Source organism: Streptomyces sp. NPDC057694 (genome assembly GCF_042799415.1).
In the GTDB taxonomy this organism is placed as follows: Bacteria; Actinomycetota; Actinomycetes; order Streptomycetales; family Streptomycetaceae; genus Streptomyces.
In genome coordinates this window covers 81414-102339 of the sequence record NZ_JBHVIX010000020.1, presented here as the reverse complement: position 1 = coordinate 102339, position 20926 = coordinate 81414, and the positions used below count along the sequence as shown (strand labels likewise).

At 70.9% G+C, this 20926-nt stretch carries 17 protein-coding genes; 14 read left to right on the top strand and 3 right to left on the bottom strand.

Features of this window, described 5'->3' with window-relative positions:
- Nucleotides 1-62 precede the first annotated feature (62 nt).
- From ACFVDP_RS32525 to adhE, 12 genes are all read left to right on the top strand, one after another.
- Nucleotides 63-914, top strand: coding sequence for an amino acid ABC transporter permease (locus ACFVDP_RS32525; protein ID WP_383497624.1), 852 nt, complete (start codon nucleotides 63-65; stop codon nucleotides 912-914).
- Entirely contained in the window at nucleotides 911-2695 is a 1785-nt protein-coding gene (locus tag ACFVDP_RS32520) for an FAD/NAD(P)-binding protein (protein ID WP_383497622.1), read from the top strand. Before ACFVDP_RS32525 ends, ACFVDP_RS32520 begins: the two co-directional genes overlap by 4 nt.
- A gap of 115 nt (nucleotides 2696-2810) precedes the next feature.
- A complete protein-coding gene (locus ACFVDP_RS32515) occupies nucleotides 2811-3707 on the top strand; it encodes an amino acid ABC transporter permease (RefSeq protein WP_383497620.1) in 897 nt (298 codons plus the stop codon).
- Entirely contained in the window at nucleotides 3704-4465 is a 762-nt protein-coding gene (locus ACFVDP_RS32510) for an amino acid ABC transporter ATP-binding protein (protein WP_383497618.1), read from the top strand. Before ACFVDP_RS32515 ends, ACFVDP_RS32510 begins: the two co-directional genes overlap by 4 nt.
- A 44-nt stretch (nucleotides 4466-4509) precedes the next feature.
- Nucleotides 4510-5481, top strand: a complete 972-nt coding sequence (locus ACFVDP_RS32505) for an ABC transporter substrate-binding protein (RefSeq protein WP_383497616.1) — start codon at nucleotides 4510-4512, stop codon at nucleotides 5479-5481.
- A gap of 113 nt (nucleotides 5482-5594) precedes the next feature.
- On the top strand, nucleotides 5595-6662 hold the full coding sequence (locus tag ACFVDP_RS32500; RefSeq protein WP_383497614.1) for an LLM class flavin-dependent oxidoreductase: 1068 nt from the start codon (nucleotides 5595-5597) through the stop codon (nucleotides 6660-6662).
- Nucleotides 6659-8017: an LLM class flavin-dependent oxidoreductase gene (locus ACFVDP_RS32495; RefSeq protein ID WP_383497612.1), complete on the top strand. Its 1359-nt coding sequence runs from the start codon at nucleotides 6659-6661 to the stop codon at nucleotides 8015-8017. Before ACFVDP_RS32500 ends, ACFVDP_RS32495 begins: the two co-directional genes overlap by 4 nt.
- Nucleotides 8014-8772: a DUF1684 domain-containing protein gene (locus ACFVDP_RS32490; protein ID WP_383497610.1), complete on the top strand. Its 759-nt coding sequence runs from the start codon at nucleotides 8014-8016 to the stop codon at nucleotides 8770-8772. The genes ACFVDP_RS32495 and ACFVDP_RS32490 overlap by 4 nt, the downstream gene beginning before the upstream one ends.
- A gap of 256 nt (nucleotides 8773-9028) precedes the next feature.
- Nucleotides 9029-9934, top strand: a complete 906-nt coding sequence (locus ACFVDP_RS32485) for a S1 family peptidase (protein WP_383497608.1) — start codon at nucleotides 9029-9031, stop codon at nucleotides 9932-9934.
- 195 nt (nucleotides 9935-10129) lie between these two features.
- Nucleotides 10130-10993 (top strand): slipin family protein, encoded by an 864-nt coding sequence (locus ACFVDP_RS32480; RefSeq protein WP_383497606.1) that lies wholly within the window; start codon nucleotides 10130-10132, stop codon nucleotides 10991-10993.
- Nucleotides 10994-11393: 400 nt separating this feature from the next.
- Nucleotides 11394-12476, top strand: coding sequence for a S1 family peptidase (locus ACFVDP_RS32475; protein WP_383497604.1), 1083 nt, complete (start codon nucleotides 11394-11396; stop codon nucleotides 12474-12476).
- A 267-nt stretch (nucleotides 12477-12743) separates the two neighbouring features.
- Entirely contained in the window at nucleotides 12744-15344 is a 2601-nt protein-coding gene (gene adhE, locus ACFVDP_RS32470) for a bifunctional acetaldehyde-CoA/alcohol dehydrogenase (RefSeq protein ID WP_383497737.1), read from the top strand.
- An 82-nt stretch (nucleotides 15345-15426) separates the two neighbouring features.
- Here adhE and ACFVDP_RS32465 read toward each other — a convergent pair whose 3' ends face one another.
- Entirely contained in the window at nucleotides 15427-16026 is a 600-nt protein-coding gene (locus ACFVDP_RS32465) for an acetate uptake transporter (protein ID WP_383497602.1), read from the bottom strand.
- Nucleotides 16027-16190: 164 nt separating this feature from the next.
- A complete protein-coding gene (locus ACFVDP_RS32460; RefSeq protein ID WP_383497600.1) occupies nucleotides 16191-17228 on the bottom strand; it encodes a DUF3533 domain-containing protein in 1038 nt (345 codons plus the stop codon).
- Between the two features lie 148 nt (nucleotides 17229-17376).
- Here ACFVDP_RS32460 and ACFVDP_RS32455 point away from each other — a divergent pair, with 148 nt between their 5' ends.
- Entirely contained in the window at nucleotides 17377-18630 is a 1254-nt protein-coding gene (locus ACFVDP_RS32455) for an ROK family protein (protein ID WP_383497598.1), read from the top strand.
- A gap of 21 nt (nucleotides 18631-18651) precedes the next feature.
- Here ACFVDP_RS32455 and ACFVDP_RS32450 read toward each other — a convergent pair whose 3' ends face one another.
- Nucleotides 18652-19755, bottom strand: a complete 1104-nt coding sequence (locus tag ACFVDP_RS32450; protein ID WP_383497596.1) for a Gfo/Idh/MocA family protein — start codon at nucleotides 19753-19755, stop codon at nucleotides 18652-18654.
- Between the two features lie 138 nt (nucleotides 19756-19893).
- Between ACFVDP_RS32450 and ACFVDP_RS32445 the strand changes: the two genes are divergently transcribed.
- On the top strand, nucleotides 19894-20919 hold the full coding sequence (locus ACFVDP_RS32445; RefSeq protein WP_383497594.1) for a sugar phosphate isomerase/epimerase family protein: 1026 nt from the start codon (nucleotides 19894-19896) through the stop codon (nucleotides 20917-20919).
- Nucleotides 20920-20926 lie beyond the last annotated feature (7 nt).

The following is a 20926-nucleotide window of genomic DNA, read 5'->3' as shown; positions in this document are numbered from 1 at the left end:
TCGGCCCGACAGGCGTGAAGGCACGACCGTACGGGCCGGATTCCAGCCCACGGAGCCCTCCCATGTCCTCGGAAACCCTTGCCAAGGCACCGCCCGCCGAGCCCGCCCCGGCCGCCCCCGCCGTCCCCCGCATCGTCCCGCGCCGTCGCACCGGACAGTGGACCGCCGCGGCCGTCGTGCTCGTCCTGCTCGGCCTGGCCATGAACTCGGTACTGCGCAACGAGGCGTTCCAGTGGGACGTCGTCGCCGACTACTTCACCACCGACTCCGTGCTGCGCGGACTCTGGCTCACCCTGTGGCTGACCGCGCTCGTCATGACGCTCGGCTTCGCGTTCGGCACCCTGCTGGCCGTCATGCGACTGTCCGCCAACCCCGTTCTGCGAGCGGTCAGTTGGGGATACGTCTGGCTGTTCAGGTCGGTGCCGATCCTCGTGCAGCTGCTGTTCTGGTTCAACATCGGCGCCCTGTACCCGCGCGTCCTCGGAGTGAAGACCGTCGACCTCTTCGGGCCCGTCACCGTCGCCATCATCGGACTGACCCTGCACGAGGCCGCGTACGCCGCCGAGGTGGTGCGCGGCGGCATCCTCTCGGTGGAGCGGGGGCAGGTCGAGGCCGCCCAGGCCCTGGGCCTCGGCCGGTACCGGCGCTGGCGCCGGATCGTCCTGCCGCAGGCCATGCGGGCCATCGTGCCGCCGGCCGGGAACATGCTGATCGGCACCCTCAAGGGCACCTCCATCGTCAGCATCATCGCCGTGCAGGACCTGCTCTACTCCGTGCAGCTCGTCTACCACCGCACCTACCAGGTCATCCCGCTGCTGCTCGTCGCCACCATCTGGTACGTCGTGGTGACCTCGCTGCTCAGCGTCGGCCAGTACTACGTCGAGCGGCACTATGCGCGCGGGACGCAGCGATGAGTCCCGTACGGCAGTCCCTGGTGATCGTGGGAGCCGGGCCGCGGGGGACCGGAGTCCTGGAGCGCCTCGCCGCCAACTCGCGTGACGGCAAGGACCAGTTGGCGCTGGACGTGCATCTCGTCGATCCCTATCCGCCGGGCGGCGGGCGCATCTGGCGGCGCGAGCAGTCGCCGCTGCTGTGGATGAACTCGCAGGCCCAGGACGTCACCATGTTCACCGACGAGACGGTGGAGCTGGCCGGGCCCGTGGTGCCGGGACCCGTGCTGCACGAGTGGGCCGGGATCGACGGCCGGACCTTCGCCGACCGGCGCCGGCAGGGCGGCTATCTGCGGTGGGTGTACGAGAGGGCCGTCGCCGCGCTGCCCGACGGGGTCACCGTCCACCATCACGCCCGGCGCGCCCTGCGCGTGTCCGGCGCTCCCCACGGCCGCCAGCAGGTGTGGCTGGAGGGGGAGACGCGGCCGCTGTTCGCCGACGCCGTCGTTCTCACCCAGGGGCATCTGGACGCCGAACTCAACGACGAGCAGAAGGAGTTGCGCGCGTACGCCGAGCGGCACGGGCTCGTGCATCTGCCGCCCGACTTCACCGCCGACTCCGACCTGAGCGCCCTCGTGCCCGGTCAGGACGTGCTCGTCCGCGGCTTCGGGCTCGCCTTCGTCGACCTGATGGTGCTGCTGACGGAAGGGCGCGGCGGACGCTTCGAAGGGGACACCTATGTGCCCTCGGGGCGGGAGCCGGTGCTGCACGTCGGATCGCGGCGCGGGGTGCCCTACCACGCCAAGCTCGGCTACGACTGGGACGCGGGGGAGCGGCCGCCGCTGCCGCGCTTCCTCGGACCGACGCAGATCGACGAACTCCTCGCGAAGGGAGATGAGTTCGGGTCCGACGGCTTCCGGCGCGACGTGTGGCCGCTCGTCGACAAGGAACTCGGGTACGCGCACTACCACCGGCTGTTCACCGCCCACCCCGAGCGCACCGGCGTCGCCTGGGAGGTCTTCGAGGAGAAGTACGCCGCCGCGGCGCCGCTCAGCGCCGAGATGCAGGCCCTCGTCGCCGCCACCGTGCCCGACCCCGCCGACCGGCTCGACCTCGCCGCCCTGGACCGCCCGCTCGACGGCGTCCGCTACGGCTCGTACGAGGAACTCCAGGCGGGCCTGCGCGGCCACATCACCGACGACCTGGAGCGCCGCCACGACCCGGCGCACAGCCCCGACCTCGCCGTCTTCCTCGGCCTGCTCTCCGTGTACGGGCAGCTCGTCCGGCTCGGCGACGTCGGCCCCTGGTGGCACGGCTTCTTCAGCTACCTGGCGTCCGGGCCGCCGGGACCGCGCCTGCGCCAGCTGCTCGCACTGTCCCGCGCGGGCGTCGTGAAGTTCGTCGGCGCCGACATGCGGGTCGAGGCGCGGGACGGCGTCTTCACGGCCACGAGCGCCTCGGCACCCGGAGTCCGGGTCGAGGCCCGCGCGCTCGTCGAGGCCCGCCTGCCGCAGCCGACCCTCGCCCGCACCCGGGACCGGCTGCTGCGCACCCTGTACGAGGAGGGCGCGCGGTCGACCGACGCCGGACTGCTCGCCGTCGACCCGGCCGACGGGCGCGTCCTGTCCCGGGACGGCGCCGCCCACCCGCGCCGCTTCGCCCTCGGCCCGCACACCGACGCGCGCGGCGCGGGCGCCTTCACCCGGCCGCGCACCAACGGCCCGTCGTTCCGGCAGAACGACGCGACGGCCCGCGCCGTCCTCGCGCTGCTGCGCGACCTCTCCTGTCGCGCCACCGCCGCCTGAGACCGGCCCGCCCGCCCGCCCGGCCGCCCGGCCGCCCGGCCCGGCTCGGCTCGGCCCCTCCCGCTCCTCCGTCTCCGCTCGTTCCGTCTCCGCTCGTCCGTCTCCGAGGACACCCATGTCTCTGACCAGCGATCCACCCCTGGACGCCGCCGCCACGACCGCCGCCGAGGCACCGAAGGACGCCTACGCGCACCTCAAGGTCGTCCCCGTACGCCACCCCCTGCGGTGGGTGGCCATCGTCGTGACCGCCGTGCTGCTCGCCCAGTTCGCACACGGCCTGGCCACCAACTCCGGCTGGGAGTGGGAGGTGTTCGCGGAGTTCTTCACCGCGGACGTCATCCTCAAGGCCGTCTGGACGACGCTCCAGCTCACCGCGTACGGCACGGCGCTCGGCTTCGCGCTCGGCATCGTGATCGCCTTCATGCGCCTGTCGAGCAGCCGGTTCCTGCGCACGGTGGCGTTCGGCTACATCTGGGCGTTCCGCTCGATCCCGCTGATCGTGCAGCTGCTGTTCTGGTTCAACCTGGCCTATCTGTACAAGGAGCTGACGTTCGGGATCCCCTTCGGGCCCGGCTTCTTCTCCTTCGACACGATGGGGCTCGTCGGCGCGATGAGCGCCGCCGTCCTCGGCCTCGCCCTGCACCAGGCCGCGTACGCCGCCGAGATCGTGCGCGGCGGTGTACTCGCCGTCGACGGCGGCCAGTTGGAGGCCGCGGCCGCGCTCGGCATCCCGCGCCTGCGGCAGATCCGCCGCATCGTGCTGCCGCAGGCGATGCGCTCGATCCTGCCGAACGCCGCCAACGAGGTCATCTCCCTCTTCAAGGGCACCTCGATCGTCTCCGTCATGGCGATCGGCGAACTCTTCTACCAGGTGCAGGTCATCTACGGCCGCAACGGCCGCGTGGTGCCCCTGCTGATGGTCGCCACCGCCTGGTACATCCTCCTGACCAGCGCACTCTCCGTACTCCAGCACTACGTGGAGCGCCACTTCGCGAAAGGTTCCACCCGATGAGCGCCATGGTGGACATCAAGTCCGTGCACAAGAGCTTCGGCTCCGTCGAGGTGCTGCGCGGCATCGACCTGGAGGTGCGGGCCGGCGAGGTCACCGTCGTCCTCGGCCCCTCCGGATCCGGCAAGTCGACGCTGCTGCGCACCATCAACCACCTGGAGAAGGTCGACAGCGGCTGGATCAGCGTCGACGGGCAGCTCGTCGGCTACCGCCGCTCGGGAGACAAGCTGTACGAGCTGCGCGAGCGCGAGATCCTCAAGCAGCGCACGCACATCGGCTTCGTCTTCCAGAACTTCCATCTCTTCCCGCACCTGACGGTTCTGGAGAACATCGTCGAGGCCCCGGTCTCCGCGCTCAAGCGGCCCCGCGCCGAGGTGGTGGAGAGCGCACGCAAGCTGCTCGACCGGGTCGGGCTCGCCGAGAAGGCCGACGCCTATCCCCGCCAGCTCTCCGGCGGCCAGCAGCAGCGCGTCGCCATCGCCCGGGCCCTCGCCCTGGAACCCAAGCTGCTGCTGTTCGACGAGCCGACGTCCGCGCTCGACCCCGAGCTGGTCGGCGAGGTCCTCGACGTCATCCGCGACCTCGCCCACCAGGGCACCACGATGATCGTCGTCACGCACGAGATCGGCTTCGCCCGCGAGGTCGCCGACACCGTCGTGTTCATGGACGAGGGCCGCATCGTCGAGCGGGGCGCCCCCGGCGACGTACTGGACGCGCCGCGCGAGGAACGGACCCGGGCGTTCCTTTCCAAGGTCCTCTGACCTGTCGACCTTCTTTATCTGTCACCACTTTGAGGAGTACGCACATGCTGTCCCGCCGCACCCTGACCGCCTCCGTCGCCGCGCTCGCCCTGGCCCCCCTGCTCACCGCCTGCGGAGGTGACAGCGACGCCGCCACGACCGGCGCCGCCGGCACGAAGAAGGTCGGGAACATCAACATCGGCCCCGACCAGAACCGCATCCGCGGCAAGAAGGTCGACAAGATCGCCGCGCTGCTGCCGGCCGCCGTGCGCGAGCGCGGCACGCTGCGGCTCGGCGGCAGCGCCGACGCCTCGCCACCGCTCGGCTTCTTCGCCACCGACGACAAGACCCGGATCGGCTCCGAGGTCGACATCGCCACCCTCGTCGCCGACACCCTCGGACTCAAGGTCAAGCAGGAGCTGGTGAGCTGGGAGAACCTGTTCGTCGGGCTCGACAGCGGGAAGTTCGACGCGGTGTTCTCCAACGTCACCGTCACCGAGGAGCGCAAGGAGAAGTACGACTTCGCCACCTACCGGCTCGACAACATCGCCTTCGAGGCGAAGAAGGGCACGAGCTGGCGGGTCAAGGAGCCCAAGGACGTCGCTGGCAAGACCATCGCCGTCTCCTCCGGCACCAACCAGGAGAAGATCCTCGTCGATTGGAGCAAGCAGGACGAGAAGGCCGGCCTCAAGCCCGTCACCATCAAGTACTTCCAGAAGGACACGGACTACTACCTGGCGCTCCAGTCCGGGCGCATCGACGCCTACCTCGGCCCGAACCCGTCCGCCGCCTACCACGTGGCGTCCGCCGGGCAGTCGCAGATCATCGGGACCATCTCCGGTGGCGGTGACGAGATCCAGGGGGAGATCGCCGCGACGACGAAGAAGGGGAGCGGGCTTGTCGACGCCTACGCTGCCGCGCTGAACCATGTCATCGCTGACGGGTCCTATGCGCGGGTGCTGAAGCGGTGGGGGTTGTCCAGTGAGGCCGTGCCCAAGTCTGAGGTCAACCCTGAAGGGTTGCCGAAGACGTCTTAGGCGGGTGCCGCGGCGGGCTGGTTTTCGTCTGCCGGTCCGTCGCGGCTGGTCGCGCAGTTCCCCGCGCCCCTGAAGGGGCGCCCCATGACCGCCGTGTTGAGAGGTTCCCCGCCGTGCTTCATCTTGCTGCCGCCGTCGATCTCGCGGACACCTATGATTCCGCGCCCTATCTGGAGCTCACCCGGCTCGCCGAGCACGGGGCGCTGGACTTCGTGACGTTGCACGACACCTTCGGCGCGCCCGGGCCCGACGCGCTCGCCGTGTTGTCGCGGATCGCCCCGGAGACCTCCCGGATCGGGCTCGTGCCCACCGTCACCACCACCCACACCGAGCCGTTCCACGTGCAGGCCGCCGTCGCCACCCTCGACTGGGTGAGCCGGGGGCGGGCCGGCTGGCGGCCCGACGTGTCGCCGAGCGACGACGAGGCACGGCTCTTCGGGCGGCGATACGTCGGGGCATCGGTGGCCCCGCCCGCCGACCTGTGGCACGAGGCCGGTGAAGTCGCCGACGTGGCGGGGAGGTTGTGGGACAGCTGGGAGGACGACGCCGAGATCAGGGACGTCGCCACCGGCCGCTTCGTCGACCGCGACAAGCTGCACTACGTCGACTTCGAGGGGCGGACGTTCTCCGTGCGCGGCCCGTCGATCGTGCCGCGGCCGCCGCAGGGCCGGCCCGTCGTCGTCGTGGACGCCACCCAGCCGTACGCGTACGACGTCGCGGCCCGGCACGCCGACGTGGCGCTCGTCGGCGTCTCCGACCCGGCCCAACTCGCCGCGGCCCGCAACGGGTTGCGCCGCCGCGCCGCCGAGCACGGCCGCGACCCGGACGGGCTGCGGGTGCTCGCCGCGCTCCGCATCGACCTCGGCGGTGGCGAGCACGCCGCCCAGCCGGGACACGGCGGCGGGCCGCTGCCCAGCGAGGAGGGGCCGCTGTACCGCGGCGGGCCCGTCGACCTGGCCGACCTGATCGCCGCCTGGTACCGGGCGGGCGCCGCCGACGGCTTCCACCTCACCCCGCTCGACGCGCGCCGCGACCTGGAACGCCTCGTCAACGGCACCGTGCCGCTGCTCCAGCACCGCGGCCTGTTCCGCACCTTCTATCCGGGCGCCACCCTGCGCGAACACCTGGGACTCGCCCGGCCCGCCAGCCAGTACGCAACCGCCCCGGGGGTCCCCTCATGACCAGGCACACCACCAGTACGGAAGGCGCGCGGCAGATCCATCTCGCCGCGCACTTCCCGGGCGTCAACAACACCACCGTGTGGGCCGACCCCCGCTCGAAGTCGCAGATCGACTTCGCCTCCTTCGAGCATCTGGCCCGCACGGCCGAACGCGGCCTGTTCGACTTCTTCTTCCTCGCCGAAGGGCTGCGTCTGCGCGAACAGCGCGGGCGCATCCACGACCTGGACGTCGTCGGCCGCCCCGAGTCGATCACCGTGCTCAACGCGCTCGCCGCGGTGACCGAGAAGCTGGGTCTCGCCGCCACCGTCAACGCCACCTTCAACGAGCCGTTCGACACCGCCCGCCGCTTCGCCACCCTCGACCACCTCAGCGGCGGCCGCGCCGCCTGGAACGTGGTCACCTCCTCCGACGCGTTCACCGGTGAGAACTTCCGCCGCGGCGGCTACCTCGACCGCGCCGACCGCTACACCCGCGCCGCCGAATTCGTCGAAGTGGCGCGGGAGTTGTGGGACGCGGGCACCGAGTATCCGTTCCGTCACCAGGGGCGGCACTTCACCGTCGAGGGCGACTTCACCGTGCCCCGGCCGCCCCAGGGACACCCCGTCGTCATCCAGGCCGGGGACTCCGCCGAAGGCCGCGAGTTCGCCGCGTCCGCAGCCGACGTGATCTTCACCCGGCACGGCACCCTGGAGGCCGGGCAGGCCTTCTACGCCGATGTGAAGGCGCGGCTCGCGGCGTACGGACGCGAGCCCGACGACCTCAAGATAATGCCGGGGGTCACCTTCGTCCTCGGCGACACCGCGGCCGAGGCGCAGGAGAAGGCGGCCGAGATCCGGCGGCAGCAGGTCTCCCCGCAGACCGCGATCCTCGCCCTGGAGCAGGTGTGGGGCGTGGACCTCTCCTCCTACGACCCCGACGGGCCACTGCCCGACATCGACCCGGTCCCCGACTCCGCTCTCTCTCAGGGGCGCACCCGGCGCGGCGACGTCTTCGAGATCGCCGAGAAGTGGCGGGCGGTGTCCCGCGCCAAGGGCCTGTCCATCCGGCAGACCGTGATCGAGACGACCGGCCGGCAGTCGTTCGTCGGGACCCCGGACACGGTCGCCGCCGAGATCGACGCATTTGTGCGGGGCCGCGCCGCCGACGGGTTCATCCTCGTCCCGCATCTGACCCCCGGCGGCCTCGACGAGTTCGTGGACCGGGTCGTCCCGCTGCTCCAGGAGCGCGGCGCCTTCCGCACGGAATACGCGGGCTCCACCCTGCGCTCCCATCTGGGACTGCGCACCCCCGAACCGCACACCCGCGAACGGCTTGCTCCGGGACCGGGCACCACCGAGAGGATCCTCACCGCATGACCGACGCGAGCCCCGCCGACGCCTGGAAGCAGTGGCACGAGGAGCGGACCGCGTCCGTCTCCGCGCCCCACGGGCCCCTCTCGCTCACGGGTACCTATTGGCTCGACGACTATACGGACGGCAAACTTCCGGCCATCCCCGGGCAATGGCGGGTGGACGGTGACGGCGTCGTGCGCACCCTGGACGGGGAGCGGACCCGGCTCGGCGCCGACGCGACCGTCGCGCTCGGCGAGCGGCGGCTCGTCGTCATCGTGCGTGAAGGACTGTGGGGCGTACGGGACTTCGACCCGGCCGCGCCCGCCCGGACGGCGTTCCTGGAGTCGCCGGGCATCGACGCGACACCGTACGACCCGCGCTGGGCGGTCGAGGGCCGCTTCACCCCGTACCCGGACGGCAGTACGGACGTCCGTGTCGAGAACGCCGACGGCAGGAAGCGCGCGCTCGGACTCGCGGGCGAGCTGACCTTCACCCTCGCCGGGCAGGAGCACACGCTGCAGGTCGCACGGCAGGCGGACGGCCGGCTGTGGGCCGTGTTCGCCGACGCCACCAGCGGCCGCGGCAGCTACCGGTTCCGCTTCCTGTACCCGGCGGCGCCCGACGCCGACGGCCGTACGACCGTGGACCTCAACCGGGCGACGCTGCCGCCGTGCGCCTTCGCCGACCACTTCATCTGCCCCTTCCCGCCCCCGGGCAACACCCTCACCGCGGATGTCGCGGCGGGCGAGCGGAACCTGGCGGCGCCCAGGGCCGTCTGACAGGTCGAACCGAGCCCCGGCGGGCGCCGTACGGACCGTACGAGCCGAAGCCGCCGGGGCATTCCGTCGTGTGTGCGGAGATCCGGTGGAAGGCCGAAAGCCGCTCTTGTGCGGGGTAGTTGAGAGCCCGAATACTCCCGAACAGCGCTTGTCAGGGTCACGGCGTGTTCGCTATCCGGACCTCCGCCGTCCCTGACCGCGCCTCACGGGCCCCGACCCCACGCGGGCCCCAGACTTCCCTCGGGAGGAACGACCAGTGAGGATCAAGCGCACCACCCCCCGTAACGGCATGGCGAGACGGACCGGGCTGATCGCCGCGGGCACCGGACTGCTGGCCGTGGCAGCGTTCACCGTCCCCTCCGCGCAGGCCGCGGAATCCCCGACGTTCAGTGCGGCTCAACTCTCTCGCGCCAGCGACGCCGTCCAGTCCGCCGACATCGGCGGTACGGCCTGGTCGGTCGACGCCAAGACCGGCAAGGTGCTGGTCACCGTCGACAGCACCGTGTCGCAGGCCGAGATCAACCAGATCAAGGCAGAGGCCGGCAGCAATGCGGGCGCGCTCAGCATCAAGCGTACGAACGGCACCTTCAAGAAGCTGATCGCCGGCGGAGACGCCATCTACGGCGGCGCCTACCGCTGTTCCCTCGGCTTCAACGTCCAGGACAACAGCGGCAATTACTACTTCCTGACCGCGGGCCACTGCGGTGAGGTCGCCTCCACCTGGTACTCGAACTCCGCGAAGACCACGGTGCTGGGTTCGAACGTGAGCTACAGCTTCCCCACCAACGACTACGCGCTGGTGAAGTACAGCAACAGCTCGGTCGCCAAGTCCGGCACCGCGGGCAACACGGACATCAAGAGCTCGGGCACGCCGAGCGTGGGCGCCACGGTCACCCGTGACGGCTCCACCACCGGCATCCACAGCGGCAAGGTCACCGCGCTCAACGCCACCGTGAACTACGGCAGCGGCGACATCGTCTACGGCATGATCCAGACCACCGTGTGCGCCGAGGGCGGCGACTCCGGTGGCGCCCTCTACTCCACGGGCGGCGTGGCCTACGGTCTGACCTCGGGCGGCAGCGGCAACTGCACGTCCGGCGGCACGACGTTCTTCCAGCCGGTCACCGAAGCGCTCAGCGTCTACGGGGTCCACGTGTTCTGATCGCACCGCCCGCACCACACGCACCACATGCACCGACCGTATGTCTGTGCAGCACCGCAGCCATCAGCGGAAGCCCCTGTCCGGTAGCGCACCGGGCGGGGGCTCTCCCGTACCGCCCCGCACGGAGTTACCGTCGAAGGACGCGCCTGAACCACGCGCCTGATGCGCCCACTTCGGACCCTGGGGGGCCGTGAGATGGTCGAGGAACTGGTGACCGCCGCGGCGGCCGTCGTCTGTGCCGGAGCGGTCTACGCGATGGCGGCGGCCCGCGTCGTCAAACAGTACGAGCGCGGGGTGGTGTTCCGCCTCGGCAGGCTGACGTCGTCGGTGCGCGGACCCGGGCTCACGATGATCGTGCCGGGCGTGGACCGGCTCCGTAAGGTCAACATGCAGATCGTGACGATGCCGGTGCCCGCGCAGGACGGCATCACCCGGGACAACGTCACGGTGCGGGTGGACGCCGTCATCTACTTCAAGGTGGTCGACGCGGCCGAGGCCGTGGTGCAGGTCGAGGACTACCGGTTCGCGGTCTCGCAGATGGCGCAGACGTCGCTGCGCTCGATCATCGGCAAGAGCGACCTCGACGATCTGCTGTCGAACCGTGAACAGCTCAACCAGGGCCTTGAGTTGATGATCGACAGCCCCGCCATCGGGTGGGGCGTGCAGATCGACCGGGTGGAGATCAAGGACGTGTCCCTGCCCGAGACCATGAAGCGGTCGATGGCACGGCAGGCCGAGGCCGACCGGGAGCGGCGTGCCCGGGTCATCAACGCCGACGCCGAGTTGCAGGCCTCGAAGAAGCTCGCCGAGGCCGCGCAGCAGATGGAGGACACCCCGGCCGCGCTTCAACTGCGTCTGCTGCAGACCGTGGTGGCCGTTGCCGCCGAGAAGAACTCGACGCTTGTGCTGCCGTTTCCGGTGGAGTTGTTGCGGTTCCTTGAGCGGGCTACGCCGGTTGACCCCGCGGCGCCCGCTCGGGGGGCGCCCGCTCGCGGGGCCGGTCGTGAGCTGGCGGAGCCGGGGGAGCCGGGCGGGGTTGAGGGCGGGGACGCGCCGTAGGGGGTCTGTCGGGTGCCGGGTGCGGGTTGTCTGTGGCCGGTCGCGCAGTTCCCCGCGCCCCTGTCGGGGCGGGCCGTCGTGGCTGGGCGCGCAGTTCCTCGCGTCCTGTCGGGGCGGATGCGCCGTCTCTCACACGGGTGGTTTTTGGACAGGACTAGTCCTCACCCTCTGCCCTTTCGTGCGCGCGCGCAGTGTTTGCTTTGGGGATCGCAGGCGGACGACCTCGGCGGCGCCGGTGCACGTAAGAGGTAAGGGGCGTACTGGGGTTGACGTACGCGCGTCCTGAAGTCGACCTTGTGTGTCCCCTGTGACGGTCGGGATAGTGGGCCCGTCAGCCTCATGGAACCCGGTACGTCCCCCACGACAGCCGGGTTCCCAACCCCCCACAGGAGGACGAGAGTTGAAGCACCGACGCATACCCAAGCGGCGTGTCGCCGTGGTCGGAGCGGGAATAGCCGCCCTGGCCGCCGCGGGCATCACCTTCCAGACTGCGAACGCCAGCACCGACACCCCTGACCTGACGCCGAAGAGCCTCTCCGTCGCGAAGGCCGGAAATCTCGCCTCGGCCCTGCACAAGGACCTCGGCGCGGACTCGGCGGGCAGCTACTACGACGCCAAGGCTCAGCACCTCGTCGTCAACGTGCTCAGCAAGGACGCCGCGCAGACCGTCGAGGCGGCCGGCGCCCAGGCCAGAATCGTGCAGAACTCCCTGACCGCGCTGAAGAGCGCCCGGACGACGCTGAAGAGCGACGCGTCGATCCCGGGCACCTCCTGGGCGACGGACCCCGCCACCAACAAGGTCGTCGTCACCGCCGACCGCACGGTCAAGGGCGCCGACTGGCAGAAGCTCAACAAGGTCGTCGACGGCCTCGGCGCGAAGGCCGAACTCCAGCGCACCCAGGGCGAGTTCAAGACCTTCGTCTCGGGCGGCGACGCCATCTCGGGCGGCGGCGGCCGCTGCTCCCTCGGCTTCAACGTGGTCAAGGACGGCCAGCCGTACTTCATCACCGCGGGCCACTGCACCGAGGCGATCTCCACCTGGTCCGACTCCAGCGGCCAGGAGATCGGCACGAACGAGCAGTCGAGCTTCCCGGACAACGACTTCGGGCTCGTGAAGTACACCGCGGACGTCCCCCACCCCAGCGAGGTGAACCTCTACAACGGGTCCGCGCAGGAGATCACCAAGGCCGGTGACGCGACCGTCGGCCAGAAGGTGACCCGCTCCGGCTCCACCACCCAGGTGCACGACGGCACGGTGACGGGACTCGACGCCACCGTGAACTACGGCAACGGCGACATCGTGAACGGTCTGATCCAGACCGACGTCTGCGCCGAGCCCGGCGACAGTGGCGGCTCGCTGTTCTCCGGTGACACGGCGATCGGCCTCACCTCCGGCGGCAGCGGCGACTGCACGTCCGGCGGCGAGACGTTCTTCCAGCCGGTCACGGAAGCGCTCTCGACGTTCGGCGCGGAAATCGGCTGACCGGTTTTCCGGGGCACCCCGCACACGCGGGGTGCCCTTTTTCCGCGAAATTCTTGTGAAAGTTTTCACAAGTCCGCAAGGGGCGAAAGCCCTCAGGCGTATGTGCAGGTGGGGGAGGGTTTCTTCGGGCCGCCAATGATCTTCATGGGACCTTCGCCCCGCAAGCCGGGGCCCTTTTCCGGCCGCCGTACCACACGAAAAGGTGTGGAATCGAACTGTCGAAGAAAAGGTCGCGAAGAAGGAGATCCTGCCGTGGATGCCAAGGGGATGGTCGACGAACTGGTCACCGGCGCGCTGGAGGCGCTCGCCCGGTTCGAGACGTACGACCAGGAACAGGTCGACCACATCGTCAAGAAGGCGTCCCTCGCGGCGCTCAGCCACCACGGCGACCTGGCGAAGAGCGCCGTCGAGGAGACCGGCCGCGGGGTCTTCGAGGACAAGGCGGTCAAGAACCTCTTCGCGAGCGAGCACGTCGTGAACTCGATGCGCGGCCTGAAGACCGCGGGCGTCATCTCCCGCGACGAGATCAACGGCGTCACCGAGATCGCCGAGCCGGTCGGCGTCATCTGCGCGATGACCCCCGTCACCAACCCGACCTCCACCACGGTCTTCAAGGCGCTGATCGCGCTCAAGACCCGTAACCCGATCGTCTTCGCCTTCCACCCCAGCGCCCAGAAGTCCTCGGCCGAGGCCGCCCGGATCGTGCGTGACGCAGCCGTCGAGGCCGGTGCCCCCGAGAACTGCGTGCAGTGGATCGAGCAGCCCTCCATGGAGGCCACCGGCTTCCTGATGAACCACGAGGGCGTCTCCACCATCCTCGCCACCGGCGGCAACGCCATGGTCAGGGCCGCCTACTCGTGCGGCAAGCCGGCCCTCGGCGTCGGCGCGGGCAACGTCCCCGCCTACGTCGCCAAGGACGCCAAGCTGGGCCGCGCCATCCACGACATCGTCCTGTCCAAGGCCTTCGACAACGGCATGATCTGCGCCTCCGAGCAGGCGATCGTCCTCGACCAGGAGATCTACGAGGACGGCATCGCCGAGCTGCGCCGCCTCCAGGCCCACGTCCTGACCGCCGCCGAGAAGACCAAGCTGGAGGAGTTCGTCTTCGGCACCACCGCCTACGGCACCGACTGTGCGGGCGCCAAGCTCAACGCCTCCGTCGTCGGCAGGAGCGCCGGCTGGATCGCCGAGCAGGCCGGCTTCGAGGTCCCCGTCGACACCTCCATCCTCGTGGCCGAATGCGCCGAGGTCGGCCCGGCCGAGCCCCTCACCCGCGAGAAGCTGTCCCCGATCCTCGCCGCGCTCAAGGCCCGCGACACCGAGCACGGGCTCGAACTCGCAGCCCAGATGGTCGAGTTCAACGGCCTCGGCCACTCCGCCGCCATCCACACCGAGTCCGAGGAACTGGCCGAGGAGTTCGGCCGCCGCGTCAAGGCGATCCGCGTCATCGTCAACTCGCCCTCCACCTTCGGCGGCATCGGCGACGTCTACAACGCCTTCCTCCCCTCGCTGACCCTGGGCTGCGGCTCCTACGGCCACAACTCGGTGTCCAACAACGTCTCGGCCGTCAACCTCGTCAACATCAAGCGGATCGGGCGGCGCAACACCAACATGCAGTGGTACAAGATCCCGCCGAAGATCTACTTCGAGCGGAACGCCGTCAAATACCTCGGCGAGATGGACGGCGTCAGCCGCGTCAGCCTCGTGACCGACAAGACGATGGGCGCCATCGGCTTCGTCCAGAAGGTCACCGACATCCTGGCCGCCCGCCCGCAGCCGGTCACCGTCCAGGTCATCGACACCGTCGAGCCCAACCCCGAGCTGGCCACCGTGCGGGCGGGCGCCGCCGCCATGCGGGACTTCCGGCCGGACACGATCATCGCGCTCGGCGGCGGCTCGCCGATGGACGCCGCGAAGATCATGTGGCTGATGTACGAGCACCCGGAGATCGAGTTCGCGGACACGAAGGAGAAGTTCTTCGACATCCGCAAGCGCGCCTACACCTTCCCGCAGTTGGGGGAGAAGGCCAAGCTGGTCGCGATCCCGACCACGTCAGGCACCGGCTCCGAGGTCACCCCCTTCGCCGTCATCTCCGACCCCGAAGCGGCCCAGAAGTACCCCCTCGCCGACTACGCCCTCACCCCGAACGTCGCGATCATCGACCCGATGCTCCCGATGAACCTCCCGCCGACCGTCACCGCCGACTCCGGCTTCGACGCGCTGACCCACGCCACCGAGGCGTACGTCTCCGTCTACGCCAACGACTTCACCGACGGCCAGTGCCTCCAGGCCATCAAGCTCGTCTTCGAGAACCTGGAAGCGTGCGTGACCGACGGCGCCAAGGCCCCCGAGGCACGCGAGAAGATGCACAACGCCTCGACGATCGCGGGCATGGCCTTCGCCAACGCCTTCCTGGGCCTGGTGCACGCCATGGCCCACACCCTCGGCAACACCTTCCACGTCGCCCACGGCCGCACCAACGCGCTGCTGCTGCCGCACGTCATCCGGCACAACGGCACGGTCTCGTACAAGGCGACCCCGTGGCCCAAGGCCGAGACCTACCGGGCGCCCGAGCGGCTCCAGGACATCGCGAAGATGCTGGGCCTGCCGGCCGCGACGCCGGAAGAGGGCGTCGAGTCGTACGCCAGGGCCGTCGAGGAACTGCGCGACCGCTGCGGCATCCCCGCCTCGTTCGCCGCCGAGGGCGTCGACGAGAGCGCCTTCATCGAGGCGCTGCCCCAGCAGGCCATGAACGCCTACGCCGACCAGTGCGCGCCCGCCAACCCGCGGATGCCGATGATCGACGACATGAGGCAGCTGATGCGGCAGGCGTACTACGGCAACCGGGAGGGCACGCCCACCGCGTGACGCGCCTCCCCACGAAGACGCGCGCCCCGGCACCGTTCGCACGACGGTGCCGGGGCGCGCTTTTGTCGTACCTGTACGGGAATCAGGACTCGGCGAGTTCCGGCGGCGTCAGGAAGCGGCCCATCGGAAGTACCGGGCGGCCCCATGTCGAGGCCATCACCTGGCCCGCGAGCAGATACAGCGCCCCGGCCGTGGCGCCGAGACCGAACCAGCCGGCGACCCGGTTCCAGCCGACCAGGCCCGTGAAGCCGTTGCAGGTCATCGCCACGAACACCACCAGGACGCAGCTGAAGGTGAGCAGCAGGACCAGGTGGATGCGCCAGCTCGCCAGCCACAGGACGAAGACCACGAAGACCCAGGGGAGGGTGAACAGCCCCATCGCGTCGCCGCGCAGGGACGGGTCGAGGGACGGCACGATCCACTGGAGCATCAGCGCCTTCGCCATCCAGAACAGGCCGAAGCCGGCGAAGACCGTGGCGTGCCAGGTGTCGCCCCGCTGGACCTGGAAGAGGCCGGCCAGCAGCTGGGCCAGGCCGCCGATGAGGAAGCCGACCGTGGGGACGTCGGCCGCGGCGAGGCGTTCGGGGAAGATGCCCGCGTCGATGCCGGTGGCGATCATCGTCACCACGATGAAGCCCGTCAGGCCGAGGGGGCCGAGCTGGGCCTGGGCCGTGGGTTCCATGCGCTTGACGGAGCTGGCCTGGGCGGCCGGGCCTGATCTGTGGGGGAGGTTCAATGGGGGCGCCTTTTCGTCTGTCGGGTGCGCTTTCGTGTGCGGGTGCGGGTGCGTCGTGGTTGCTCGCGCCCACGCGGCGGAGCCGCATATCGGACACGACCCCGCGCCCCTTACGGGGCGCTGACCGTGCTGCGGCGCTTTTTCTCTCGCAGGGTCGACACCAGCAAGGTCACCGCCACGCCCGCCACCGCCCACGCCGACAGCACCAGCAGGGACTTCGTCAGGGCGTTGCCGTCGAAGTACGCGATCGAGCGGGCCGCCCAGGTGCCCGCGCCCGGGGGCAGCCAGGGGCCGATCGCCTTCCAGAACGGGGGCAGCATCGGCAGCGGGAAGGCGCCGCCCGCGCTCGGGTTGCCCGCGACGACGACCAGCAGGACGGCCAGGCCGATGCCGACGATGCCGGTCAGCTCCTCCAGGGCCAGGGTGAGCGCGCCGACCGCGAAGGTGACGAGCGCGCCGAGCCCGGTCAGGCCCCAGAAGGAGCCGGGCAGCGCGCCCAGGATCGAGTCGCCGATGATGAGTGAGCCGCCGATGCCGCCCGCGATCGCGACCAGCGCCATCGTGCCGAGCCGGATCAGCGCGCGCGGCGGGCTGGTCGGCTTGGAGCCGGTGCTGATCGACATGATGGAGGCGCACAGATAGCCGCCGACGCACCAGCCCACGATCAGGTAGAACGCCGAGAGACCGTCGAAGTCGTTGGGCGAGGCCGGTGCCACGTCGACCGCGCGCACCGTGCGCTGCTGGGTGGCGTCGATCTCACCGGCCAGGTTCTCCAGGGCGCTGGCCAGGACGGTGCCGCCGCCGGACGCGACGAGCAGGGTGTCCGTGGTGCCCCGCGCGTTCAGCACCAGCGCGCCGTCGATCTTCCGGTCCAGGATCTGCCGCTTCGCCGTCGCCGCGTCGGCGACCACGCGCGGGTCGAGCGGCGAGCCCGGCAGTTTCGCCAGCTGCTGCTCCGTCCGCTCGGCCACGGCCGCCGTCGGGCCGACGACGCCGAACGGCACGTCCTTCGGCTTCGGGCTGTGCAGCGCTCCCACGTAGGAGGCGATGAAGAGCAGTTGCAGCGCGAGCACGCCGATGACGAGCAGCGTGGCCCGTGGAGTGACGGCGTCCTTGAACTCTCGGGCGAATCCATCGGCGAATCTCATGTCCCCACCGTCCGGCGGGGCACCGTTCCATGCAGTCGGGGTGGGCCGAACGAGTGGCCCCGGGACGGCCGTCGCGTCCGCCCGGCCCTGCCCGCGCGTCCGGGCACGCCATAAGCTCGTCCTCCCGACCCCATGGAGACTGCGCCGTATGACCGAACAGACCCAGACGCTGTCGCTGGTCCTGAGAACCATCAGGAGCGGCCTGGCGGTGACGCGGCCGGAGTTGAGCCGGCACACCGGCCTGGGCCGGACGATCATCCAGCAGCGGGTCGACCACGCGCTCAGGGCCGGGCTGCTCAGCGAGGGCGAACCCGCGCCGTCGACCGGCGGCAGACCGTCGCGGATCCTGCGGATCGCCGCCGGGCGCGGCGCCGTCCTCGGGGTGGTCTTCGGCGCCACGCACCTGCACCTCGCCGTGACCGACCTGGACGGTACGCAGCTCGCCGACCGGCGCCTGCCCTGGGACGTCGAGGCGGGCCCCGAGGCGTCGCTCGCCGCGCTGTTCGAGGCCGCCGCCGCGCTGCTCACCGGTCAGCTGGCGGACCGGCTGTGGGGCGTGTGCGTGGGCGTCCCCGGACCGGTCGACTTCGCCCGGGGCACCCCGGTGCATCCGCCCATCATGGAGGGCTGGCACGGCTTCCCGCTGCGCGAGCGCCTGGAGGCCCACTTCGCCGTACCCGCCTGGGTCGACAACGACGCCAACGTGATGGCGCTGGGCGCCTGGAGCCGGGACCGGCTCACGGCCGGTGACAACGTCCTGCTCGTCAAGGCCGGCACCGGCATCGGCCTCGGCCTCATCTCGCGGGGCCGTCTGCACCGCGGGGCCCGGGGCGCGGCCGGCGACCTGGGCCACACCATCGTCGCGGCCGAGTCCCGGCACCGCTGCCGGTGCGGGAAGTACGGCTGCCTGGAGGCGCTCGCCGGCGGCTGGGCCCTCGCCCGGGACGCCCGCGCCGCGGCCCTGGCCGGACGCAGCGCCTTCCTCCAGGAGCGCCTCGACCACCTCACCGTCACCGAGGTCCTGGACGGCTGCGCGCACGGCGACCCGGTGAGCATCGAACTGGTCACCCGCGCCGGCGAACTCGTCGGCTCCCAACTGGCCCTGCTCGTCAGTGTGTTCAACCCGTCGACGGTGTATCTGGCCGGGACGCTGGCGCAGGCCGGTGACGTGTTCCGCGAACCGGTCGTCGACCAGGTCACCCGCGGCGCCCTCCCGCTGGCCACCGACGAACTGGTCATCACCGACGCCGACCCGGACCGGGCCGAAGGAGTGGGCGCCGCCCAGCTCGCCATCGAGGAACTGCTGCACCCCGACATGCTCGGCGAATGGCTGCGCCACGGCAGCCCGCGCGACGCGCACGCCCGCGAACGCGCGGGCGCCGAGCCGCTCTACCTGTCCTGAGCGGGCCCTGCTGAAAGAGTCCTAGGACCGCTGCGTCTCCTTCACGTCCACCCAGCCGCCGTCCTGCGCGGACGCCACGACGGCCTCGGCGATGTGCGCGGCCCGGACCCCGTCCGCGAAGGTCGGCATCCCCTCGACCTCCGTACCGCGTACGGCGGCGTGGGCGTCCGCGACGAAGTCGGCGAAGCACTCGTAGTACCCCTGGGGATGACCGGCGGGCAGGGCCGCCGAACGGCCCACCGGCGAAGTGGCGCGGCCCGGGTCGCGCACGACGACGCGGGAGCCGTCGCGGTCGCCGATCCACAGCGACTCGGGGGTCTCCTGGTGGAAGGCGAAGCTGGCGTCCGGGCCGTCGAAGGAGAACGACAGCGCGTTCTTGTACCCGGCGGACGCCTGGCTGACGACGACCGAGCCCACGGCCCCGGTGTCGGTCCGCAGCTGGACGACCGCGCCGTCCTCCGTCACGACGGGACGCGGGGTGCCGTCCGCCGCCGGGCGGGTCGCGGCGGTCCGCGCGAAGGTGGCCGACACCTGGGTGATGCGCTGGCCGGTCACGAACTCCGCCAGGTCGCACCAGTGGACGCCGATGTCGCCGAAGGCGCGAGTGGCGCCGCCGTCCGCCGGGTCGACGCGCCAGTTGCCGGTCTCCGGGTCGGCGAGCCAGTCCTGGAGGTAGCTGCCGTGGAGCAGCCACGGCGGCCGCTGCTCCGGCCGGGCGAGCCGCAGCCGGGCCTCGCGCACCGAGGCGTAGTACCGGTACACGAACGGCACCGCGGTCACCAACTGCCGCTCGGCCGCCAGCTCGTGGAGTTCCCGCGCGGTCGCCGCGTCCGTGGCCAGCGGCTTCTCGCAGACGACGGGGACACCTGCGGTGAGCGCGGCGCGGGCGAACCGGGCGTGCGAGGCGTTGGGCGTGCACACGTGCACGACGTCGACGCCGGCCCGCAGCACGTCCTCGACCGAGTCGAAGCCGCGCCCGGCGCCGAACCGTTCGGCCGCGGCGCGGCCCTTCTCCGGGGTGGATCCGACGATCCCCACCACGTCGGCGCCCGCCGCGCGCGCGGACCGGGTGTGCACCGCCCCCATGAAACCCGTTCCGATCACCGCGACACGGAGTTGACTCATGATGCCCTCGTCTTCCTGTCCCACAGGGGGCTTCAGCAAAGCCTCACATGAACAAAAGGTACGGCCCGGAAGAGATCCTTGGCCGATAGTTTTGTTCAAACTAAGCTAAAGTCGCGAACAGAGCCAAGGAGGCACCCCATGACCCAGCACTCGCAGCCGGCCCGCCGTCCGGTCACGCTGTTCACCGGACAATGGGCCGACATGCCCTTCGAGGAGGTCGCCCGGCTGGCGAGCCAATGGGGGTACGACGGGCTGGAGATCGCGGCCTCCGGCGACCACCTGGACCTGGCCCGCGCCGAGGAGGACCCCGACTACCTCCCGGCCAAGCAGGCCGTCCTCGACCGGTACGGGCTGAAGGTCTGGGCGATCTCCCACCACCTGGGCGGCCAGGCCGTCTGCGACGATCCCATCGACTTCCGCCACCAGGCGATCCTGCGCCCGTCGGTGTGGGGCGACGGTGACGAGGAGGGCGTGCGGCAGCGGGCCGCCGAGGACATGAAGCGCGCCGCCCGCGTGGCCCGCAGGCTCGGCGCGGACACCGTCGTCGGCTTCACCGGATCGAAGATCTGGAAGTACGTCGCCATGTTCCCGCCGGTCCCGCAGTCCGTCATCGACGACGGCTACGAGGACTTCGCACGGCGCTGGAACCCGATCCTGGACGTCTTCGACGCCGAGGGTGTGCGCTTCGCCCACGAGGTGCACCCCTCCGAGATCGCCTACGACCACTGGACCAGCGTGCGGACCCTGGAGGCCATCGGCCGGCGGCCCGCCTTCGGGTTCAACTGGGACCCCTCGCACATGCTCTGGCAGGGCGTCGACACGGTCGGCTTCATCACCGACTTCGCCGACCGCATCTACCACGTCGACTGCAAGGACACCCGGGTGCGCCCGCAGACCGGGCGGTCCGGCATCCTCGGCTCCCACCTGCCGTGGGGCGACCCGCGCCGCCGCTGGGACTTCGTCTCCGTCGGCCACGGCGACGTGCCCTGGGAGGACGCCTTCCGCGCCCTCGCCGCCATCGGCTACGACGGGCCGATCTCCGTCGAGTGGGAGGACGCGGGCATGGACCGCCTGCACGGCGCCGCCGAGGCGGTCGGGCGGATCAAGGCCGCGCTGTGGCCGCTGCCCGAGGCGTCCTTCGACGCCGCGTTCAGCAACCAGTGACCGACGC

Excerpts from the sequence above, each read along its gene's own strand:
- ACFVDP_RS32495 (WP_383497612.1), top strand. The coding sequence starts at position 6,659 with ATGACCAGGCACACCACCAGTACGGAAGGCGCGCGGCAGATCCATCTC.
- ACFVDP_RS32445 (WP_383497594.1), top strand. The coding sequence starts at position 19,894 with ATGACCCAGCACTCGCAGCCGGCCCGCCGTCCGGTCACGCTGTTCACC.
- ACFVDP_RS32525 (WP_383497624.1), top strand. The coding sequence starts at position 63 with ATGTCCTCGGAAACCCTTGCCAAGGCACCGCCCGCCGAGCCCGCCCCG.
- ACFVDP_RS32515 (WP_383497620.1), top strand. The coding sequence starts at position 2,811 with ATGTCTCTGACCAGCGATCCACCCCTGGACGCCGCCGCCACGACCGCC.
- ACFVDP_RS32490 (WP_383497610.1), top strand. The coding sequence starts at position 8,014 with ATGACCGACGCGAGCCCCGCCGACGCCTGGAAGCAGTGGCACGAGGAG.
- ACFVDP_RS32520 (WP_383497622.1), top strand. The coding sequence starts at position 911 with ATGAGTCCCGTACGGCAGTCCCTGGTGATCGTGGGAGCCGGGCCGCGG.
- ACFVDP_RS32480 (WP_383497606.1), top strand. The coding sequence starts at position 10,130 with ATGGTCGAGGAACTGGTGACCGCCGCGGCGGCCGTCGTCTGTGCCGGA.
- ACFVDP_RS32510 (WP_383497618.1), top strand. The coding sequence starts at position 3,704 with ATGAGCGCCATGGTGGACATCAAGTCCGTGCACAAGAGCTTCGGCTCC.
- ACFVDP_RS32455 (WP_383497598.1), top strand. The coding sequence starts at position 17,377 with ATGACCGAACAGACCCAGACGCTGTCGCTGGTCCTGAGAACCATCAGG.
- ACFVDP_RS32460 (WP_383497600.1), bottom strand. The coding sequence starts at position 17,228 with ATGAGATTCGCCGATGGATTCGCCCGAGAGTTCAAGGACGCCGTCACT.
- adhE (WP_383497737.1), top strand. The coding sequence starts at position 12,744 with ATGGTCGACGAACTGGTCACCGGCGCGCTGGAGGCGCTCGCCCGGTTC.
- ACFVDP_RS32505 (WP_383497616.1), top strand. The coding sequence starts at position 4,510 with ATGCTGTCCCGCCGCACCCTGACCGCCTCCGTCGCCGCGCTCGCCCTG.
- ACFVDP_RS32465 (WP_383497602.1), bottom strand. The coding sequence starts at position 16,026 with ATGGAACCCACGGCCCAGGCCCAGCTCGGCCCCCTCGGCCTGACGGGC.
- ACFVDP_RS32450 (WP_383497596.1), bottom strand. The coding sequence starts at position 19,755 with ATGAGTCAACTCCGTGTCGCGGTGATCGGAACGGGTTTCATGGGGGCG.